The sequence below is a fragment of the Streptosporangium sp. NPDC002607 genome, assembly GCF_053592655.1.
Genome location: NZ_JBSFWD010000006.1, coordinates 245,544 through 266,429 on the forward strand (window position 1 = coordinate 245,544; position 20,886 = coordinate 266,429).

Annotated in this window: 15 protein-coding genes; 14 read left to right on the forward strand and 1 reads right to left on the reverse strand. The window is 71.1% G+C overall.

Going from position 1 to position 20,886, the window contains the following annotated elements; all coding sequences use genetic code 11:
- Positions 1–92: 92 nt before the first annotated feature.
- Entirely contained in the window at positions 93–419 is a 327-nt protein-coding gene (locus tag ACWD3H_RS09750) for a hypothetical protein (protein WP_451954642.1), read from the reverse strand.
- 403 nt (positions 420–822) lie between these two features.
- Here ACWD3H_RS09750 and ACWD3H_RS09755 point away from each other — a divergent pair, with 403 nt between their 5' ends.
- The 14 genes from ACWD3H_RS09755 to ACWD3H_RS09820 all read left to right on the forward strand — a co-directional run bounded on the left by ACWD3H_RS09755 (position 823) and on the right by ACWD3H_RS09820 (position 20,857).
- A complete protein-coding gene (locus ACWD3H_RS09755; protein WP_451954643.1) occupies positions 823–1,734 on the forward strand; it encodes an alpha/beta fold hydrolase in 912 nt (303 codons plus the stop codon).
- A gap of 80 nt (positions 1,735–1,814) precedes the next feature.
- A complete protein-coding gene (gene moeZ / locus ACWD3H_RS09760) occupies positions 1,815–2,996 on the forward strand; it encodes an adenylyltransferase/sulfurtransferase MoeZ (RefSeq protein ID WP_350960963.1) in 1,182 nt (393 codons plus the stop codon).
- A gap of 175 nt (positions 2,997–3,171) precedes the next feature.
- A complete protein-coding gene (locus ACWD3H_RS09765) occupies positions 3,172–3,906 on the forward strand; it encodes a hypothetical protein (RefSeq protein ID WP_355554591.1) in 735 nt (244 codons plus the stop codon).
- Positions 3,900–5,183, forward strand: a complete 1,284-nt coding sequence (locus tag ACWD3H_RS09770; RefSeq protein WP_451954644.1) for a S8 family serine peptidase — start codon at positions 3,900–3,902, stop codon at positions 5,181–5,183. The genes ACWD3H_RS09765 and ACWD3H_RS09770 overlap by 7 nt, the downstream gene beginning before the upstream one ends.
- A 130-nt stretch (positions 5,184–5,313) precedes the next feature.
- A complete protein-coding gene (locus tag ACWD3H_RS09775; RefSeq protein ID WP_451954645.1) occupies positions 5,314–6,273 on the forward strand; it encodes a hypothetical protein in 960 nt (319 codons plus the stop codon).
- Positions 6,274–6,389: 116 nt separating this feature from the next.
- Entirely contained in the window at positions 6,390–7,574 is a 1,185-nt protein-coding gene (locus tag ACWD3H_RS09780) for a S8 family serine peptidase (protein WP_451954684.1), read from the forward strand.
- A 129-nt stretch (positions 7,575–7,703) separates the two neighbouring features.
- Entirely contained in the window at positions 7,704–8,054 is a 351-nt protein-coding gene (locus tag ACWD3H_RS09785) for a hypothetical protein (protein ID WP_343977409.1), read from the forward strand.
- Entirely contained in the window at positions 8,042–8,350 is a 309-nt protein-coding gene (locus ACWD3H_RS09790; RefSeq protein ID WP_350921873.1) for an MGMT family protein, read from the forward strand. Before ACWD3H_RS09785 ends, ACWD3H_RS09790 begins: the two co-directional genes overlap by 13 nt.
- Positions 8,351–8,463: 113 nt before the next feature.
- Complete coding sequence (locus ACWD3H_RS09795) at positions 8,464–11,364, forward strand: CDP-glycerol glycerophosphotransferase family protein (protein ID WP_451954646.1); 2,901 nt, start codon at positions 8,464–8,466, stop codon at positions 11,362–11,364.
- 274 nt (positions 11,365–11,638) lie between these two features.
- Positions 11,639–14,839 carry an ATP-dependent helicase gene (locus ACWD3H_RS09800; protein ID WP_451954647.1) on the forward strand — a complete coding sequence of 1,067 codons (3,201 nt, stop codon included), beginning with the start codon at positions 11,639–11,641 and terminating at the stop codon, positions 14,837–14,839.
- Positions 14,840–14,942: 103 nt separating this feature from the next.
- Positions 14,943–18,587, forward strand: coding sequence for an ATP-dependent helicase (locus ACWD3H_RS09805; protein WP_451954648.1), 3,645 nt, complete (start codon positions 14,943–14,945; stop codon positions 18,585–18,587).
- Between the two features lie 11 nt (positions 18,588–18,598).
- A complete protein-coding gene (locus tag ACWD3H_RS09810; protein WP_451954649.1) occupies positions 18,599–18,778 on the forward strand; it encodes a hypothetical protein in 180 nt (59 codons plus the stop codon).
- A 145-nt stretch (positions 18,779–18,923) separates the two neighbouring features.
- On the forward strand, positions 18,924–19,631 hold the full coding sequence (locus ACWD3H_RS09815) for a TetR/AcrR family transcriptional regulator (RefSeq protein WP_355554573.1): 708 nt from the start codon (positions 18,924–18,926) through the stop codon (positions 19,629–19,631).
- 32 nt (positions 19,632–19,663) lie between these two features.
- Positions 19,664–20,857 carry a cytochrome P450 gene (locus ACWD3H_RS09820; RefSeq protein ID WP_451954650.1) on the forward strand — a complete coding sequence of 398 codons (1,194 nt, stop codon included), beginning with the start codon at positions 19,664–19,666 and terminating at the stop codon, positions 20,855–20,857.
- Positions 20,858–20,886: the final 29 nt, after the last annotated feature.

Genomic DNA, 20,886 nt, shown 5'->3' on the forward strand with positions numbered 1-20,886 from the left:
GAAGCCGCGGGAAATCGCGGATCCGGCCGTGTGTGGTCTCCTCCTCCGACCGCGCTGCGCCCCGATCGGGGTATGCGGCCTCGGTCCGGCGACTAGTCGTCCTCACCCCGGAAAAGCGGTACGAGGCGGTCGCTGCGGTTGTCGTTACGCAGGTTGTTGTTGTTGTTGTTGTGGTTGTTGATGATCAGCCTGAAGCGGTGGTGGGTGCGGTGGTGGTTGCGGAAGCGGTGGCCGCCGCCGCCGCAGCAGCTACGACGGCAGCCGCAGCCGCCGCCGCAGGTCGGGAAGGCGGCGGCGGTGACCGTGCTGGTCATCGCGTTGGCGCTCGTGACGGTGGTCGCCGCGCCCATGGCGACGACTCCGCCGGTCAGCGCTGTGCTGATCGCGAGCCCCGCGACGACACTCTTGAGCTTGGGCATTGCGTTTCCCCCTTGAAAGGATCGATTACCCCGATTTTTGGCATTTTCCGCATAAGCCGGAATCGCCGGAGATGGCGAGTGATGAGCCATCCCTGCTTGTCATGATTTCCACCCATGTCTTTCGAGAAACAGGAATCGAAGGCTTTTGCGCTCCTCTTATCTATTTGTGGCATACCTTGGGCCTTTATTAGTTATTTTGAAGTGAAATGCCTTTAATGTCGCTTTTGTTCTTCGGGGGAAGGGTGGCTGGAGGGGGCGTGTAACTAATGGTGATAAAGTATGCAATAAAAAGATATCTAGCTAAAATGGGCTTATGTGCCTTTTGTGGTACCCGGGGGCTGTCGTCTGTCGTATCGAGAGGCGAACTATCGTGGAAGAGCGGCCGGACGACAGGAGGAGACGCGTGGTACACAAACCGATCCCCAACTGGCAGGGCGAGATGGTCGACCTCGGCGACCAGCGGATCCACGTGCGATCGACCCCGCCAGGCCCCGCGGAGACCGCCGTCTACGTACACGGCCTCGCGGGCTCCGCGACCAACTGGACAGACCTGATGGGTGAGCTCTCCGACGTGGTGACCGGTCATGCCGTCGACCTGCCGGGCGCCGGATACTCGCCCGAGCCGCCCGGCGGCGACTACTCCGTCGACGCCCACGTACGGACCGTCACCGCCCTGATAGAGCGGGTCTCGCGGGCCCCCATCCACCTGTTCGGCAACTCCCTGGGCGGAGCCGTCTCCGTGCGGCTCGCCGCCACCCGTCCCGACCTGGTCCGCTCGCTCACCCTGATCTCACCGGCCCTGCCCGACCTGCTGCCCAGGTACGGCCCCGCGCGGGTGGCGCTGTCCGCCGTGCCCAGGCTCGGCGAGTGGGCGGCGAGCCGGCTGAGCCTGCTGCCCGCCGAGCGCAGGCTCGGTGCCACGCTCGCCATGTGCTACGCCGACGTGGGGAGGATTCACCCGGAGCGGCTCAAGGAGGCGATCGAGGAGGTGCGCCGCCGGGACGGCCTCCCGTACGCGGGGGCGGCACTGATCAACTCGGCGCGCGGCATCGTCGCCGAGTACTTCCGGCGCGGGGAGACGAACCTGTGGCGGCAGGCGGCCCAGGTGACCGCGCCCACGCTGGTCGTGCACGGTCGCCACGACCGGCTCGTCAACCCCCGGATGGCGGCCCGTGCGGGCCGGACGTTCCCGCAGGTGAAACTGGTGCTGCTGCCCGACGCCGGGCATGTGGCCCAGATGGAGTTCCCCGACAGGGTGGCCCGCGAGGCCAGGATCCTGATAGGTGAGACGGTCCTCACTCCGGTTGGGGAATGACCAGGGCACCAGGTTAGGTTGTGAGTGGAGCGTGCTGCGCTAACCGTATCGTCAAGACCCCCTGAAACGGGAGCAGAACTGTGTCGTTGCCACCGCTGGTAGAGCCGGCAGCCGAGTTGACCGTCGATGAGGTGCGCCGCTACTCGCGCCACCTGATCATCCCGGACGTGGGCATGGCCGGGCAGAAGCGCCTGAAGAACGCGAAGGTGCTCTGTGTGGGCGCGGGTGGCCTGGGTTCCCCGGGGCTGCTCTATCTCGCCGCCGCCGGAGTGGGCACGCTCGGCGTCATCGACTTCGACGTGGTCGACGAGTCCAACCTGCAGCGGCAGGTCATCCACGGCCAGTCCGACGTGGGCCGCCCCAAGGCCGAGAGTGCCGCGGACAGCGTCAGGGAGATCAACTCCCTGGTCAACGTGGTCATCCACAACGAAGTGCTCACCACGGACAACGTGATGGAGATCTTCGCCGGCTACGACCTGATCGTGGACGGCACGGACAACTTCGCCACCCGTTACATGGTCAACGACGCGGCGGTCCTCCTCGGCAAGCCGTACGTCTGGGGCTCCATCTACCGCTTCGACGGCCAGGCCAGCGTCTTCTGGGCCGAGCACGGCCCCTGCTACCGCTGCCTCTACCCCGAGCCCCCGCCGCCCGGCATGGTCCCCTCGTGCGCCGAGGGCGGCGTGCTCGGCGTGCTGTGCGCGTCGATCGGCTCCATCCAGGTCAACGAGGCCATCAAGCTCCTCACGGGCATCGGTGAGCCGCTGGTCGGCCGTCTGATGATCTACGACGCCCTGGAGATGAACTACCGCTCGGTCAAGGTCCGTAAGGACCCCGAGTGCGTGCTCTGCGGCAAGAACCCGACGGTCACCCAGCTCCTGGAGGACTACGAGGCGTTCTGTGGCGCGGTCTCCGAGGAGGCCCAGGAGGCCGCCTCCGGCTCCACGATCACCGCGGCCGATCTCAAGTCCATGCAGGACGCGGACGAGAACATCTACCTGATCGACGTCCGCGAGCCGAACGAGTACGAGATCGTGTCCATCCCAGGCGCGGTGCTCATCCCCAAGGGCGAGTTCCTCAACGGATCCGCGCTGGAGGGGCTCCCGCAGGACAAGAAGATCGTCCTGCACTGCAAGTCCGGTGCCCGTTCCGCCGAGGTCCTGGCGGTCATCAAGAGCGCGGGCTTCTCCGACGCCGTCCACGTGGGCGGCGGAGTGCTCAGCTGGATTAAGACCATCGACCCGAGCCTGCCGACCTACTGACCGGCCCGGTGGGGTTTTCACCGCCCGCGCCCCGTGGAGCACGCGCCCCACGGGGCGCTCGCCGTTCCCCTGCCGTTCGGGAGGCACTCGCCCCGCCGCCACATGTGCTTTCCGCTCCGACGGATATGGACGGAACGGCGGATGACACCCGCCTCACCGCATTAAGGTCGAGAGCGTGAACGAAGTCCCACGTCAGCGACGGCATTCATGGCCGGCGCTGGTCGTGGCATCGGCGCTGACGCTGTTCTGCGCGGTCGTGGCCGGGGTGGCGACCAGCGCCGCCGGAGCGGAGCTCACCCGGGGGCCGACCCAGGCGGAGCTCGATCGGGCGGCACTCGACGAGGTGGCCCGGCGCTGGCAGGCGTGGCCCGCCGGGCGGGTCTTCCCCAAGACGGTCCGTTACGCCGCGGAGCAGGGGGGCGAGGAGAAGGCCCGCAGGGTGGGCATCTCGCCGGAGACCCGCTGTGACGACGCGGTCGACGCCAAGCTGCGCAAGGCGCTTCGGGAGGCCGGCTGCCTGGGCATCCTGCGCGCCACCTACATCGACGCGCTCCAGGGGGTCGTCGTCACCATCGGGGTCGCGGTCTTCGCCGACGAGATCGGCGCCACCAGGGCCAAGGCGGCGCTGCCCAGGGGCGACCGGCCCTCGCCGGGCCTGAGGGCGCTGGCCTTCCCCGGCACCGTCACCGACCGGTTCGTCTCCGCGGGGCGCCAGGCCGGCCTCGTCCGGCAGGCGGGTCCCTACGTGGTGATGGCCACGGTCGGCCAGACCGACGGCCGGCCCGCCAGCGCGGTCGGCGAGCAGCGGCCCACCCTGTTCGCGTTCACCGGCGACATCGCCGACCGGATCCTCGCCGACCTGACCAGGCCCGCCCGTCCCGACTGTGCCTCCGCGGAGTGGCGATGCTGACCGTGCCGAGGCGTCTTTCCGCCGCCCGCGGGGCGCTCGCGGCGACGACGCTGCTGGCACTGGTGGTGCTGACGGGGGCGGCGGGACTGGCCCCGGCCGCGCGGGCCGACGACGTCAGGGACAGCCAGCAAGAGGTGCTGCGGACCCTCGACCTGCCCGCCGCGTGGCGGGTGTCCGAGGGGGAGGACGTGATCGTGGCCGTGCTCGACTCGGGGGTGGACAGCGGCCACCGCGACCTGGTCGGGTCGGTGATCGAGGGTAAGGACTTCACCGCCGGGGCCAACCCGCGGGGTGTGCAGCCCCTCCGGCTGCACGGCACGTACATGGCGTCGCTGATCGCCGGGCACGGTCACGGGCCAGGCGGGGCGGACGGGGTGATCGGTGTCGCGCCTCGCGCGAAGGTGCTGTCGGTGCGGGTCATCCTGGAGGACGAGGAGCCCGGCTTCCGGGAGTTCAACACCGCCGAGCGTTACGAGAACGTGGTGGCCAGGGGCATCCGGTACGCGGTGGACCACGGTGCCGACGTGATCAACATGTCGATCTCCAAGGAACTGGCGACCAGGGAGGAGCGGTCGGCGATCCGCTACGCGATCTCCAAGGGGGTCGTGCTCGTCGCGGCGGCGGGCAACGACGGCGCCGAGGAGACCGACGCCAGCGGCAACGCCCCCTACTCCTACCCGGCGGCCTTCCCGGGAGTGGTCTCGGTCGCCGCGACGGACCGGGGGCTGCGCCGTGCCTCGTTCTCCAACCGGAACCCCTCGGTCCTGGTGGCCGCGCCGGGGGTGGACATCCTCGGGGCAGGCCCCGGCGACGAGTACTGGGTAGGCCGCGGCACCTCGCAGGCGACCGCCCTGGTATCGGGGGTCGCCGCCCTCATTAAGGCGAAATATCCAGAAATGTCGCCCGTGCTGGTTGTCCAGGCGATCACTGCGGGAGCCACCCGGCGGCCCACCGGCGGCTACGACACCGGCATGGGCTTCGGCGTCGTCAACGCCACCCGGGCACTCGCCGCGGCCGCCAGGATCTCCCGGCACACCCTCACCGCGGAGGGGGCCGGTGGTCACGACCCCGCCCGCCCGCTGGGCCTGGTGGTCGAGCCGGTGCGGGTGGTCCACCGTGACCGGGACAGGATCAACCTGTACGGCGGGGTGGCCGTGGCCGCCGGGCTCGGCGCGATCGCCTGCCTGGTCACGATCGCCGTGTTCGTCGGCCGTGCGCGCTCGTCGACGACCTACCAGGAACCCACGCCCGACGCGGTCACCGCGCCCTGGCCGTGAGCACCGGGCCCGGACCCGGGTCGCGGCCGGAGCCGGGCCGAGGTCGGTACCAAGGTCGCCGCCGGAGCCGGCACCGCGAAAATGCACGCCGCTGATAGGGCGGAGAGGGCAGGCGACGTAGCATCGGAGTATGTCGCAGTCAGGGCGGTCCCAGGAGCCGGAGCGGCATCTGGGAGCCCCGGCCTCCCGCGCTCGCGGCGGCTGGCCACCGTCCGGCTCCCGGGTGAGCGCCGCCGGGGACGGCCGGACCAGGCGGGCGCCCGCGCAGGGCGCCACGGTCAGGCGGCACCGCGTGCGCTCCTGGCCCGCGGCGGGCCGTGATCGCGCGGCGATTCAGCGTGCCGAACTGGCGGCCCTGGAACAGGGCGTCCGGTTCCGTACGATCTTCCTGATCCTGGTGGGCACGATCCTCGCCATCGCCGCCACCAACGTGCTGACCGGCGCGGTCGGGCTGCTGCGCGAGACGAGTTCGCGCCCGCTGACCGCCGCCGAGCAGGCCCGCTACATCTCCGACGACATCGCCAGGCGCTGGTACACCTGGACCGCGGACCTGGTCTTTCCCGTCGAGCTGCAGTACATCGGCCTCAGCAGGGTCCAGCAGTACGCCCGCAGGGTCGGCCTCGCGCCCGAGGTGGCCTGCGCGGCCGGTACCGACGCGCAGGTGGGGTCGGTGCTCACCCGGAACGGCTGCCGCACGCTGCTGCGGGCCACCTACGTCGACCAGACGTCCACGTTCGTCTTCACCGTGGGCATCGCCGTGCTCGCCGACGAGGAGCGGCGGCTCGCCGCCTCCGCGCAACTGGCCGTGGACGACAGGGTGGGGGTGCGGCCCGTGGCCTTCCCCGGCACGGCGACCGAGCTGTTCGGGGCGGCCCAGCGCCAGCACAACGCCTGGGTCGGCGTCGGCCCCTACATCGTCTTCTCCACCGCCGGTTACACCGACGGCCGCACCCGCCAGGCGATCGCCCCGGAGGAGATCCTGCACAGCGAGCTGTGGCCCGCGGCCCAGGCGGTCGCGGGGCGCATCGCCAGGGCCCTCGGCGACGAGCCGAGCGCCGTGCCCCAGTGCACCCAGGGGAACGTGTGCTGAGGCGGCGATTGTGGGCGACGGGAGTGCTGGTCGCGATCTCGGTGGCGGTCCCGGTGGTGCCCGCCTTCGCGACCGTGCCCACCGAGATGCCCGCCGAGACGCCCGCCGCTCCGATACTGGCCGCGCCGCCGGAGGGCGCCGCCGACGTGCGCGAGGACCAGCGCTGGGTGCTGGAGATGCTGCGCGCGCAGGAGGCGTGGAAGGTCACCAGGGGCTCGGGCGTCACCGTGGCCCTGGTCGACAGCGGGGTGGACGACCAGGTGGCCGAGCTGCGCGGGCGAGTGATCTCCGGACCCGACATGGGATCTGTCAAGTTCGACAGGAGCAAGCCGGACGCCGGACGGCACGGCACCGCCATGGCCTCGCTCATCGCCGGGGCGGGCAACGGCGAGGAAGGTCTTCTCGGGATCGCCCCCGAGGCCGGAATCCTCTCGCTGCCGCTGATCGTCGAGGAGCGGCCCAAGGACGGTTCCGCGCTGCCGGAGGAGGATCTGCGCTCGCGCAACGACAGCCCGCTGGCCCGGGCGATCCGTTACGCCGCGGACAACGGCGCCAAGGTCATCAGCATGTCGCTGGGTGCCTACGGGCCGCACCGGAGCGAGCGGGAGGCGGTCTCCTACGCGCTGTCCAGGGGCGTGGTACTCGTCGCCGCCGTGGGCAACGACGGAGACTCCCAGTACACCATGGACAACTCCACCTCCTTCTGGAACTTCCCCGCCGGATATTCCGGGGTCATCGGTGTGGGCGCGGTGGACAGGCTGGGCAAGCCGGCGAGCTTCAGCAGTGACAATCTGTCGGTTCTGGTTTCGGCGCCCGGTGTCGGGGTACCGGTGGTCGTCCCCGGCGGAAACTACGGATCCTCTGAGGGGACCAGTTCGGCGACCGCGCTGGTGGCAGGGGTCGCCGCACTAATAAAAGCGAAATACCCGAATATCGCGCCGCAGATGGTGGCGCAGGCACTGGTCTCCACGGCTTCGGCGAGTCCCACCGCCGGCTATGACGACCACATCGGGTTCGGCGTCGTCGACGCCGCCGCGGCGCTCGCCAAGGCGGATCGGCTCGTGGCGGGTGCGGTGGAGATCTCGGTCCCGGATGACAAGCACTTCGGCGCCGGCGTCCCGCACGAGGAGTACAGCAGGCCGGGCCCCGATCCGCTGAGGCTCTGGCTTTACGGAACGGGCCTGGTCGGCGGCCTGGTGGCGTTCGCGGCGGCCGTGGTGATGCTCGGCCGGCACTCGGACGGGAATGGACCGGTAGTGGTCGATGCCGAAACGGCCAAGCGCGGGAGATCGCGGGGATAAGCGCAGTTTGAAGTCAATTAGAACGCGTTTAGGACACTGTTCGGATGCGGTAGCCCGAATGTCGGGATTTACACTCCGGGAAACCCGGAAGGTTCGCTATTCTCCCGCGTTATGGGGTACGAGTTGCGCGTGGAGCGCCCTGCGCCTCTCGCCTTCGCGGAACTCGCGACTGTGCTGGGGCAGGCGGGGTTCGAGTTCAGAGGGTCGCAGGAGTCGGGGGAGGTCCTGGCCCGCCACAATGGCGCGGTTCATGCCATAGCGATATGGAACGGCCGCCTGTCCGGCGCCCCCGGATCGGACTGGCAGGTGGCCCAGCTGGCACGCGTGTCCGCTCTGCTGGGGGCGCGGCTGGTCGGCGAGGACGGCGAGTCCTACGCGATCCGCGGCGGTCTGGTCGAGCAGTTGAACGGCTCGGTGGCCTACGAGTTCGGCAAACTCGACGAGATCCTCTCGGCCGGACCGACGGTATGGAGCCAGTAGGCCATCCCACCCCGTACGCCGAGCGGGTGCTGGATCTGGTCGAGCGCATTCCGCCCGGCATGGTGATGTCCTACGGCGACATCGCCGAGTATCTCGGCGAGGGTGGCCCGCGCCAGGTCGGCAGGGTGATGTCCACCTGGGGCGGGGGCGTGCCCTGGTGGCGCGTCGTGCACGCCGACGGCACCCCGCCACCCGGCCACGAGCAACGATGCCTGGCGAACTGGCGCGAGGAACGGACCCCGCTGAGGGGCGCCCGAGCCGATATGCGGGAGGCCAGATGGGACGGAAAGCCTTAGATCACAAAAGCCTGTAAATCCCGGGAACCCTTAATTCACCGCGTAACCGGCCCTGCCGTGGCGCACTAACATGGCCTAGGACAGCGCTCTGTCCGAAAGGCGGTGCTTTCCCCATGGCCATCGGTGCCACCCCCGCACGAGCCAGCGGCGACCCCGTCGTTGATCGTCTTCGGGTTGTCCAGGATCTCTGCGACCGGGGAGAACCACTCGACTCGATCATGGCCGCGGTGCTGGCCGACGGGCTGAAGCCGCATGAGCGCCGTCGTTTCGACGCCGACGCGCTGGCCGGGCCGCTGGGTTCCCGGCTGGACATCGCCACCAAGCGGGGCGCCGCGCGGCGCCGCGAGTTCGTCACGGTCCTGAAGCCGTACGTGACCGGTGTGGACGCGAGGGTCAAGCGGGACCTGCCGGTCGCTCGCAGGATCGCCTTTCACCTGATCGAGCACCGCGAGATCGACGACCTCGCCGACGGCGACGCGCTGCAGAAGCTCGTGGCCGCCGCCGCGGAGCCGTCCAGGCGCGTCCGCAAGAAACTCCGCTGGTACGCGGATCTGCCGCTCCAGGACGAGCTGCCCGAGGCCCTGTTCCGGCTGCGGGCCGCGGATCTCATCCCGATGACCCAGATCGAGGACGTCTCCTGGTCCGGCGGGCGGCTGCACGTCAGCGGCCACGCCTATCTGGCCGGGCTGTCGGTGCGCAGCCGCCGCTTCAACAGGGCCACGGTGGTGCTGCGCGGCCCGCGCTGGCTGCCGCCGGTGCGGCTGCGCACCCGGCGGGTCTTCCACCCCGAGGCGACCTACGGCGCGGAAGAGGCCGGCTGCAACTACGACTGGTCCGGGTTCACCGCCGAACTGAGCCCGTGGCCGCTGCGCTGGCGTTCCGCGGTGCGGGCCGTCGTGCGCGGCGGCAAGCGGCTGCTGCGCCGCCGCGCCACCGTGCAGGACACCACCACCTGGCGCGCCGAGATCGTGATCTGGAGCCGGGGCGCCCGTGCCGTCGGCCTGCTGCGCGGCCCCTCCACCGGCCGTACCGAGCGTCCCTCGGGGCTTGATCTCGGCGGGGGCTGGTGGATCCGCCCCGTCTGGACCTCCGACCGGGCACTCCAGGTGGTGCTACAGCCCACCAGGGCCGAGCTGACCGGCGTGAAGCTGGACGGCGAGCGGCTGGAGGTCCAGGTCTTCCTGCCGGGCAAGGAGGCGAGCAGGGGGCACGCCAGGCTGGACGGTCATCGGATCGCCGCGGACTTCACCCCCGTCGACGGCGGCACCGCGGTCGTCGTGCCGCTCGCCGTGGCCTCCCTGCTGCAGGAACGCGACGGCGGCCGTCTCTGGATCGAGCCCAAGGGCGATCCCGCCGCCTCCGTCATGATCGGCAAGGCGGAGGAGAGCCGTACGGTCGTCGGGGATCGTGAGATCACCGTGCTGCGTGACCGGCGTGACCGGGTGAGCGTCTCCGCGCACCGGATCCGCCCGGTCATCACCGCCGCGACCTGGGACGAGCAGGGCGTGCTCGTCCTGGAGGGCTCCTACCCGGGCTCCGGCGCGGCCGAGCTGACCCTCAAGCACCGCAGCGGGCTGATCCACGCCATCCCCCTGGAGCGGGAGGACTCCCGTTTCACGGTGCGGATCGCGGCCGCCGCGATGCCCCGTTTCGGGGACACGGTTCCGCTGGGCAGCGGCACCTGGAGCATGGCGGTCCGCGACCCGGCCGGCCAGATCGTCCCGTTCCGCGTCGACCACGCCATCCTCGACGATCTGGACGAGGACACGAAGATCCGCGACGGCCGTGAATACCGCCTGATCTCCACCCGCTTCGACATTCCGGTGCTCTCCGTCGCCGAGCACCGCCCCGACGACGAGAAGGGCGCCGGCGGCCTGTACGCGCTGCGCCGCGGCTTCTATCCCGCGGAGCGGACCCGCGAGCTGAACGACGCGATCGTCTACGTCGCCTACGACGGGCGGCAGTACGAGGGCAACGTCCGCGCGATCTACGAGGAGCGCGTGCGGCGCGGCGACGCCGGAGAGCACATCTGGGTGGTCAAGGACGGCGCGTTCACGCCGCCGGGCCCCGCGGAGCTCGGCTTCGGCGAGGGCGAGGGGCCGACCGTGGTGCGCGCGGGCAGCCGCGAGCACTACGCGGTGCTGGCCCGCTCGCGGTACGTGGTGACCAACGGCTTCCTGCCGCCCTGGTTCCGGGCGCGAGAGGACCAGACGGTCGTGCAGACCTGGCACGGCACCCCGGTCAAGCGCCTGGGCAACGACCTGCCGCACATGTCCCGTGACCCCAGGCCGCCGGCCTGGCACCGGCAGGCGGTCGAGGTGCGCGGCTGGGACCTGCTGGTCTCCCAGAGTCCCTGGGCGACCCGGGTGCTGCGCAAGGCGTTCGGCTACCAGGGGGAGGTCCTGGAGAGCGGCTACCCGCGCAACGACGTGCTGGTGGCCCCCGACCGCGACGAGATGGCGGCGCGGATGCGCGCCAGGCTCGGCATCGCCGAGGGGGCGAGGGTGGTGCTCTACGCGCCGACCTACCGCGACTACGACCGCAAGAACGCCTCGATCCGCCTGGACCTGGCCGAGGCGCACCGGGTGCTCGGCCCCGGCCACGAGTTCCTGATCAGGGCGCACTCGATGCAGGCGGCGCCCAACGTGCCCGCCGGCCTCGGACGCGACGTCACGACATATCCCGATATTACGGATCTACTGCTGATCGCCGATGTGCTGATCACGGACTACTCGTCGGTCATGTTCGACTTCGCGGCGACCGGCAGGCCGATGCTCTTCTTCACACACGACCTGCAGCGCTACTCGTCCAAGCGGGGCATGTACCTCGACCTGGCCGCGGAGGCGCCCGGCCCGCTGCTCTCCACCGGGGCCGAGGTGATCAAGGCACTGCGGTCGATCGACGAGGTGACCGCCGCCCACGCCGAGCGGTACGACCTCTTCCAGCGCACCTACGCGCCCCGCGACGACGGCAAGGCGACGGCCAGGCTCGTCGACCACGTCTTCCTCTCCTGAGCGGTTCCCGGGGTCGGCCGCCGAGCGGCCCCCGGGGTCGGCCGCCCGGCCCCTGAACCCGTCCCGGGACGTTCCGGCGCAGGTCAGCGCCTTGCTCTGATCATCGCTCCCAGCCGGCCCCGCCCGTAGCCCACCCGGCGGGGCCGACAATCCGCCATGCCGTACCCGCCGACTCGGCACGATCATCGTCCGGGATCTGGTGGAATGGCGAGTTGTGAGTGGTCAGGACTGGCGGCTGGTACGTCGTGAGGGTGCGGGGAGAACTGTTGCCCCTGTGCTGGACGAGCACCAGCGGGCGGTGGTGGCCCACGAGAGCGGTCCGCTGCTCGTGCTCGCCGGGCCGGGCACCGGCAAGACCACCACGATCGTGGAGACCGTCGTGGACCGGATCGAGCGCCGGGGCGTCGACCCCGAGCGGGTGCTCGTCCTCACCTTCAGCCGCAAGGCCGCCGAGGAGTTGCGCGAGTGCATCACGGCCCGGATGCGCCGTACCACCCGCACCCCGCTCTCCCTCACCTTCCACAGCTACGCCTACGCGCTGCTCCGCCGCGAGGCGGTGATCGCCGGAGGGGTGCCGCCGCGCCTGCTGACCGGCCCCGAGCAGCTCCTGGAGATCCGCCGCCTGCTCCACGGCGAGCTGGAGGACGGCGCCGTCCACTGGCCGCAGGACATGCACGAGGCGCTCAAGACGCGCGGCTTCGCCTCCGAGCTCCGTGACTTCCTGGCCCGCGCCGCCGAACGCGGCCTCGACGGGCCGGAGCTGGTCGGGCTGGGCCGTCGCCACGGCCGCCCCGACTGGGTGGCCGCAGGCAGGTTCGCGGACCGCTACCAGGCCAGGTTCGACCTCGATCTCGAACCGGTGCTCGACTACGCGGAGTTGATCCGGGCAGCGGGGGCGCTGCTCTCCGACCCCGAGGTGCGCGACCGCGAGCGATCGGCGTACGACGCCGTCTTCGTCGACGAGTACCAGGACACCGATCCCGCCCAGGAGTTCCTGCTCCAGCAGCTGGCGGGGGAGGGGCGCGACCTGGTCGCGGTCGGCGATCCCGACCAGTCGATCTACGGTTTCCGCGGTGCCGACGTCCGAGGGATCATGAACTTCACCGACCGGTTCCGCGACGCCCACGGCGCGAAGGCCCCCGTCGTCGCGCTGCGCGTCTGCCGCCGCAGCGGCCGGAACCTGCTGCGGGCCACCCGCCGCGTCACCACCCGGCTGCCCGCCACCCCCGGCGGGGCCGCCCACCGCGACCTGCGCGCCCTGCCGGACGCCGACCCCGGTGACGTACGGGTGCTGGTGGCCGACGGGACACCTCAGGAGGCGGCGATCGTGGCCGACACGCTCCGCAGGGCGCACCTGCTCGACGGGGTCCCCTGGTCGCGGATGGCGGTGCTGGTCCGCTCCGCGACCCGCCAGGTGCCGCTGCTGCGCCGCGCCCTGGTCACCGCCGGGGTGCCGGTCGTGGTCGGCGGCGGCGAGGTGCCGCTCTTCCAGGAGCCGGGCGTGCGGCCGCTGATCAGGCTCATCCAGGTGGCGCTGCACCCGGAGACCCTCGACGAGGGGGTGGCGGAAGAGTTGCTGACCGGCGCGCTCGGCGGCACCGACATGATCGGTGTGCGCCGCCTCCGCCGTGCCCTGCGGATCGCCGAGCACGAGGCGCTGGCCCACCCCGCCGAGCACGAGGCGGCCGAGCAGGCGGATCGCGACGTGGCTCTCGATGTGCATCTCGATGTGGATCTCGACCTGGAGCGCGAGGCCCCCGGCCCCCGCTCCTCGGGAGAGCTGCTGGTCGCCGCGTTGAAGGACGCGCGGGAACTGGTGCGGGTGGAGCCGCACGTGGCGCTGCCCGCCGAGCGGGTCGCCGGTCTCATCTCCGCCGCCACCGAGGCCGTACGGCAGGGCGGCACCGCCGAGGACGTGCTGTGGACCGTCTGGCAGGCCACCGGGCTGGCCGGAAAGTGGACCGAGGTCAGCCTCAGGGGCGGTGTCAGGGGCACCATGGCCGACCGTGACCTCGACGCCGTCGTGGCGCTCTTCGACCACACGGCCAGGTTCGTCGACCGGCTCCCGCACGCCGGGGTGGACGTGTTCGTCGAGGACCTGGTCGCCCAGGAGATCCCCGGCGACTCCCTCGCCGCTCGGGCTCCCGACGGAGACAAGGTCCGCATCCTCACCGCGCACCGCTCCAAGGGCCTGGAGTGGGACGTGGTGGTCGTCGCCGGGGTCCAGGAGGGCGCCTGGCCGGACCTGCGGCTGCGCGGGTCCATCCTGAGTACCGACGACATGGTCGCCAGGGCCGAGGGTTCCGAGCACGAGAACCCGGCGGCCGTCTCCGCCGCGCTCGCCTCCCAGCTGCTGGCCGAGGAGCGTCGGCTGTTCTACGTGGCCACCACCAGGGCCAGGAGCAGGCTCATCGTCACCGCCGTGGGCGGCGACGACACCGAGGAGCGGCCCTCCCGCTTCCTCACCGAGCTGGTGCCCGGCTCGACCGAGGAGGCGGGCGTCGACGAGCGGTCCCGCTGGCTGAGCATGTCCGCGCTGGTGGCCGACCTGCGATCGGCGGTCACCGACTCCACCAGGCCGGAACCGCTGCGCAGGGCGGCGGCCGAGCATCTGGCCAGGCTCGCCGCCGCGGGAGTGCCCGGCGCCCACCCCAACGACTGGTACGCCCTCACACCCATCTCCGACGACCGCCCGCTGAGCTGGCCCGACGACATCGTGCGCGTCTCGCCCTCGGCGGTGGAGAGCTTCAGCAAGTGCGGCCTGCGCTGGCTGCTGGAGACCTCGGTGGGCGCGGGCGGCACCGACGTGGCCCGAGGTCTGGGCACCGTCGTGCACGCGCTGGCGGTCCTCGCCGCGACCGGCATGCCCACCGAGGAGACCCTCGGCAAGCGCCTGGACGAGGTCTGGAACGAGCTCGACTTCGGCGGTGTCTGGTACAACCGCAAGCAGCGCGCGGTCGCCGAGGAGATGATCTCCAAATTCGTCGCCTGGCACGAGAACAACCCCCGGACACTGGTCGGCCTGGAGGAGGCGTTCACGGCCATGGTCTCCGAGGGGGTGCAGATCAAGGGCCGGGTCGACCGGGTCGAGCGCGACGGTGAGGGCCGAGCCGTGATCATCGACATCAAGACCGGCAAGACCGGCGCCAAGGACACCGAGCTCGAACGCCACCCCCAGCTCGGCGTCTACCAGCTCGCCGCGCTGCTCGGCGCCTTCCAGCGGCACGGCCTGACCGAGCCGGGCGGCGCGGCCCTGGTCCAGGTGGGCGACGCGGCGGGCAAGAAGCAGGCCAAGGAGCAGGCACAGCCTCCCCTGTCCGACGACCCCGACCCGGATTGGGCCAAGGACATGGTCGGCACCGTCGCCGTCGGCATGTCGGGGCCGTTCTTCCAGGCCAAGGTCAACGACGGCTGCCGCACCTGCGCCGTACGGTCGAGCTGCCCGGTCAGCAAGAACGGAGACCAGGTGTGCTGAACCGCCTCGGCGCGGGGTGTCTCCGGCACCACGCGCCGTTCCCCGGGCACGTCCGTGCCGATCTCCGGCACCGGGGCCGTGTCGCGTCCACCGGGGGCGCCGCGTGCTGAGCCCGGTTCAGCTTGCCGCCAAGCTGGGCATCCTGCCGCCGACCCCGGAACAGGCGGCCGTGATCGAGGCCGGGCTCGAACCGATGGTCGTGATGGCCGGGGCCGGGTCGGGCAAGAGCGAGACCATGGCCGGGCGCGTCGTCTGGCTGGTCGCCAACGGGCTGCTCCGCCCCGAGCAGGTGCTCGGCCTGACCTTCACCAGGAAGGCCGCCGCGGAGCTGGCCGCGCGGGTGCGCGAGCGGCTCAACGGTCTCGTCGAGGTCGGGCAGGTGCCGGCGGAGCTGATGGAGGGCGAGCCGACCATCTCGACGTACCACGCCTACGCGGCCCGTCTGGTCACCGAGCACGCCCTGCGCGAGGCGCTGGAGCCGACCATGCGCCTGGTCTCCCCGGCCGTCTCCTGGCAGCTCGCCAGCCGGGTGGTCAGCGCGTACGACGGACCGATGGAGCAGGTCGAGTGGAGCCCGGCGACCGTCACCCGGGCGGTGCTCGAACTGGCCGGTGAGCTGGCCGAACACCTGCGCACCCCGCAGGACGTGCGCGACGTCGGCACCAAGCTCGCCCAGCGGTTCGCCGAGCTGCCCGGCACCCCGACCAAGGACCAGCGCAGACCGCTGCTCACCCAGCGGGCCAGGGAGCAACTGCTGCCGCTGGTCGAGGCGTACAACCGCCTCAAGCGCAGCCGGGAGGTGGTCGACCACGGCGACCAGATGGCGCTGGCCGCCAGGATCGCCGACAGGCACGCCGACGTCGGCGAGATCGAGCGCGGGCGGTTCGCCGTGGTCCTGCTGGACGAGTACCAGGACACCAGCCACGCCCAGCTCGTCCTGCTCCGCGCCCTGTTCGGCGGCGGCCACCCGGTGACGGCGGTGGGCGACCCCTGCCAGTCCATCTACGGCTGGCGCGGCGCCTCGGCGGGCAACCTCACCCGATTCCCCCGTGACTTCAGAACCGCCTCGGGGGAGCTCGCGCCCGTCAACCGCCTGTCGGTCAGCTTCCGCAACGGCGACGCCGTGCTGGACGTCGCCGCCCGGCTCCAGCTGCCGCTCCGGATGGAGGCCAGGGAGGTGCCGGTCCTGGTGCCCGGTAAGAACCGGGTCGAGCGCGGCCGGGTGATGTGCGCCTTCCACCAGACCGCGGACGACGAGGCGAGCTGGGCCGCCCTGGAGATCGCCAGGGTGCTGGGCGTCGAGAGCGCGCCCGACGGCATGCCGTGGGGCGACGGCGAGCGTAAGAAGGCCAAGCAGAGCATGTGGGGCGGGCCGCAGTCGCTCCAGCCGCACGACGTGGCGATCCTGGCGCGCAAACGCTCGCAGTTCCCCGCGCTCCGCAAGGCCCTGGAGGAGCGCGGCATCCCGGTCGAGGTCGTCGGCCTGGGCGGCCTGCTCCTCGTGCCGGAGATCGCCGACATCGTCTCCACCCTGCGAGTGATCTACGACCCGAGCGCGGGAGACGCCCTGGTGCGGCTGCTCTCCGGTCCCCGCTGGCGGATCGGCCCCGCCGACCTCAAGGAACTGGGCGAGCGGGCCCGCGAGCTGAACCGGGAGACCCGCGAGGGCGCGTCGCCGGTGGCCGACCCGCTGGACCAGGTCGTGGCCGACATGGCCGAGGAGCGCGGCAGCCTGGTCGACGCCCTCGACGAGCTGCCCGACCGTCCCGCCTGGCAGGATCTGTTCTCTCCGCTGGCGAGGGTGCGGCTGGTCGCCATGGCCCAGGAGTTGCGCCTGCTGCGCGCCCACACCGGCCAGCCGCTGCCCGACCTGATCCTGGAGATCGAGCGCAGGCTCGGCCTGGACATCGAGGTGGCGGCCAGGGGGACGGCCGTCGGCCCGTTCGCCGCCCGCGCCGACCTCGACGCCTTCCTGGACGCCGCCGCCCGGTTCGCCGGAGACTCCGAGGACCCCACGCTGGGCGCGTTCCTGGCGTTCCTGAAGGCGGCGGACGAGGAGGAGAACGGCCTGGACGCCGGGCGGGTGGGCGAGAGCAACAGCGTGAAACTGATGACGGTCCATGCCTCCAAGGGGCTGGAATGGCCGGTCGTGGTGGTGCCCGGCCTCTCCCAGGCGCTGTCGAAGGCCGGGACGCTCACCGTCGGCACCGTGTTCCCGGCCCGCTCCACGACCAGCCCGAGGTGGACGGAGAACCCCCGCAAGCTGCCCTACCAGCTCCGCGGAGACGCCTCCGACCTGCCCGGACTGGCCGGGCTGGCCAAGGAGGAGCTGGCCGACTTCGACGAGCGCTGCCGCGACCGCGACCTGCTTGAGGAGCGCCGCCTGGCGTATGTCGCCGTCACCCGCGCCCACTACCTGCTGATCGCCTCCGGCTACCGCTGGGGCACCGCGTCCAGGCCGCTGGAGCCGTCGGACTTCCTGCTGGAGATCCGCGACACCTGCGGCAGGGTGGCCTTCTGGGCCCCGGAGATGGAGGAGGGCGCCACCAACCCGCTCCTCGCCGAGCCGGCCGAGGCCCGGTGGCCGATCGAGCCCGACGATGCCCGCTACGCCGCCGTTCTCGACGGCGCCACCATGGTGGAGGCCGCCCTCGCGGCCCTCGCCGGGGGGACCGCTCCGGTCTCCTTCGAGGACGTCCCCTTCCCCGAGGTTCCCCGGGACTACGAGGATGTTCCTCTCCCCGAGGCTCCCCGGGACGAGGAGGTGCCCTTCCCCGAAGATCTGTGGGACGAGGAAGCGTTCTTTCCCGAAGACCTGTCGGATGGGGAGGCTCCCGGCTCGGACGACCGCGGGCCCGTTCCCGAAGAGGCGGAGAACGGTGATGTGCCCTTCCCCGCCGATCCGCAGGAGGGGAACGCGCCCTTTCCCGGGGCTTTTCCCGGGGCGGCGAACACCGGGCAGAGCGACCGGGCCGACTCCGGTGCCGAGACAGCCGAGACAGCCGAGACAGGGGAACGGCGGCCGGTGCCGGCGGCCGAGCTGCGGGGGTGGGACAGGGAGCGGGCGAAGGCCTGGGAGCGTGACATCGAGCTCCTGCTCAGGGAGCGGGAGATGAACCGGCGGCGCGGTGGCGGCAGGGTGGAGCTGCCCACCCACCTGACCGTCTCCTCCCTCGTCACGCTGGCCTCCGACCCCAAGGCGCTGGCCAGGCAGATCCGCCGCCCGGTGCCCAAGAAGCCCGCGCCGCTGGCCCGCCGGGGCACCTCCTTCCACCGCTGGCTGGAGGGGCGCTGGGGCCAGCAGCGGCTGATGGACGAGTTCGAGCTGCCCGGCGCGTCCGACGACTTCGAGGAGACCGACGCCCACCTCGACCAGCTGCGCGACCGCTTCGAGGAGAGCGAGTGGGCGGGCAGGGAACCACTCGACGTCGAGGTCCCCTTCGAAACCGTGATCGCCGACCGGGTGGTCCGCGGCCGGATGGACGCCGTCTTCCAGATCTCCGAAGGGCGCTACGAGGTCGTCGACTGGAAGACCGGCCGGCGTCCCAGGGGCAAGAAGGCCGAGGCCGCCGCCTCCGTCCAGCTCGCCGCCTACCGGCTGGCCTGGTCCCACCTGGCCGCCGTCCCGCTGGAGCAGGTGGGGGCGGCCTTCCACTACGTCCTGCTGGGCGAGACGGTCCGCCCCGTCGACCTCCTCGACGAGCACGGCCTCGTCACCCTCGTCGAGTCGGTCCCCGAACTCCCCTGATCGGCCCGAAGATGTGGGCGAACCTGGAGCAGCACGCGCCGGGCCGTCTCGCCGGGTCAGAGGTCGGGGCGGTTCTCGCCGCCGCACACGCCGTGATCCTGGCCGAAGCGCGTGGAGGCCGGCGAATCATCACCTCCGCGCCACATCTGTACTACGACATCCCTGATGTTCGGCTGGAAACCCTGCCCTGAGCGCCTTCCCGGTAAGCCCTTCGAACACCAGGAGGCAGGCGCGCCGGTCCGAAAAGGGATTGTCCGCGCCGGAGGGGAGGTCTACTCTCTGACTTGTTGACCAGATTTCATAATTGGTCACGAGGTCAGAGGGAAAGGTTTCAGGGTGACGGAACGAGCAGGGCAGACCGTCGGCCGCGCCGACCGGATCCTCGACGCGGCGGCCGAGCTGCTCGTACGCCTCGGCTACCGGAAGGTGACGATCGACGACATCGCCCAGCTGGCCGGCATCGGCAAGGGCACCGTCTACCTGCACTGGCGCACCAAGCAGCAGTTGTTCGAGGCCGTGCTGCTGCGCGAGTCCATCTCCTATGTCGAGGAGCTCCTCGACGAGCTGCGCCGGGACCCGGCGATGCTGCTGCCGCACCGCTTCATCCCCGCGTCGTTCCTCATCGTCGATCGCCGGCCGGTGCTGCGGGCGCTGTCCGAGGAATACCTGCGGCAGGCACAGAGCAGGTCGGCCGACGCCTTCCTGCACAGCCAGGAGCTGCTCGCCTCCGAACGGTTCTACGACCTGATGACCCGGCACGGCCTGCTCCGCGACGACGTGCCGAACCTGGCGTACACGCTGAGCGCGACGATGACCGGGTTCCATCTCTACCAGGACCTGGATCCGATGGCCGTCCAGCTGGACATGCGGGCCAAGCTCGACTCGCTCGCCCACGTCGTCAGACACGCCTTCGAACCGGCCGAGCCGCCGACCTCCGAGGAACTGGCCAAGGCGGTCTCGGAGGTCATCGCCGTCTTCGAGGACCTGATCCCGCCCTACCGCACCTGGATCTACGCGTACGAGAGAACGCACGAGCCCGGCTGATCCCGGACCCGTCCCGATGAGAAAGGCACGCCATGACCACCATCGCCGACACATGGAGCCTGCACGAGGGGCACTTCTGGCTACGCGGAAGGCGGCCGGACCAGCCGGTGAGTTTCGACGCCGGCACCGGGATGTGGAACGTCTACGGCTACCCCGAGGCACTGCGGATTCTCGGCGATCCGAAGACCTTCTCCTCCGATACCAGCCGCGTGGTGCCCGAGGTCGCCAAGCCCGCCGAGCGCAGCCTGACGCAGCTGGACCCGCCCATGCACAGCAAGCTTCGCAAGCTCGTCAGCCACGCCTTCACCCCGAAGGTCGTCGCCGACCTCGAACCGCGCATCGCCGCGCTGACCAACGAGCTGCTCGACGCGGCGGCCGAGACGGACCGGCTGGAGCTGGTGGCCGACCTCGCCTACCCGCTGCCGGTCATCGTCATCGCGGAGCTGCTCGGGGTGCCCAGCTCCGACCGCTACCTGTTCAAGCAGTGGGTGGACAGGATGTTCGAGGGGTCCCAGCGGTTCTCGCTCGTCAACCGGAGCGAGGAGCAGGAGCGCAACCTGGAGTTCGTCATGGAGCAGGCCAAACACCTGGCCGACTACCTTGGCGAACACGCCGCGGAGCGCAGGGTTCGGCCACGCGCGGATCTGCTCACCCAGCTCGTCGAGGCGGAGGTGGACGGTGAGCGGCTCAGCCAGGCCGAGGTGGTGAACTTCGCCAACGTTCTGCTGATAGCCGGGCACATCACCACCACCATGTTGCTGGGCAACACCGTGCTCTGCCTGGACGCCCAGCCCGAGCAGTTCGCTCGCGCCCGCGCGAACCGGTCGACGGTTCCCGCCGTGATCGAGGAGTCCCTGCGCTTCTTCAGCCCGTTCGCGGCCCTGGGCCGGGTAACCAACGTCGACGTCGAGCTCGGTGGACAGCACGTGCCCGCCGACCAGCTGCTCATGGTGTGGATCGCGGCGGCCAACCGTGACCCCCGGCAGTTCGCCGACCCCGACGTCTTCGACCCGACCCGTGACCCCAACCCCCACCTCGGTCTCGGCCGGGGAATCCACTTCTGCCTCGGCGCGCCGCTGGCCCGCCTGGAGGGCAGGGTCGCGCTCGACATCCTGCTCGACCGCTTCCCCCGCCTGCGCACCGACCCGGACGAGTCACCGCAGTTCATCCCCAGCCCCAACATGACCGGCGTACGGAAACTGCCGCTGCTCACCTCCGCCGGCTGAGCGGGCTGCTCCGCCAGGAGAAAAGGGGC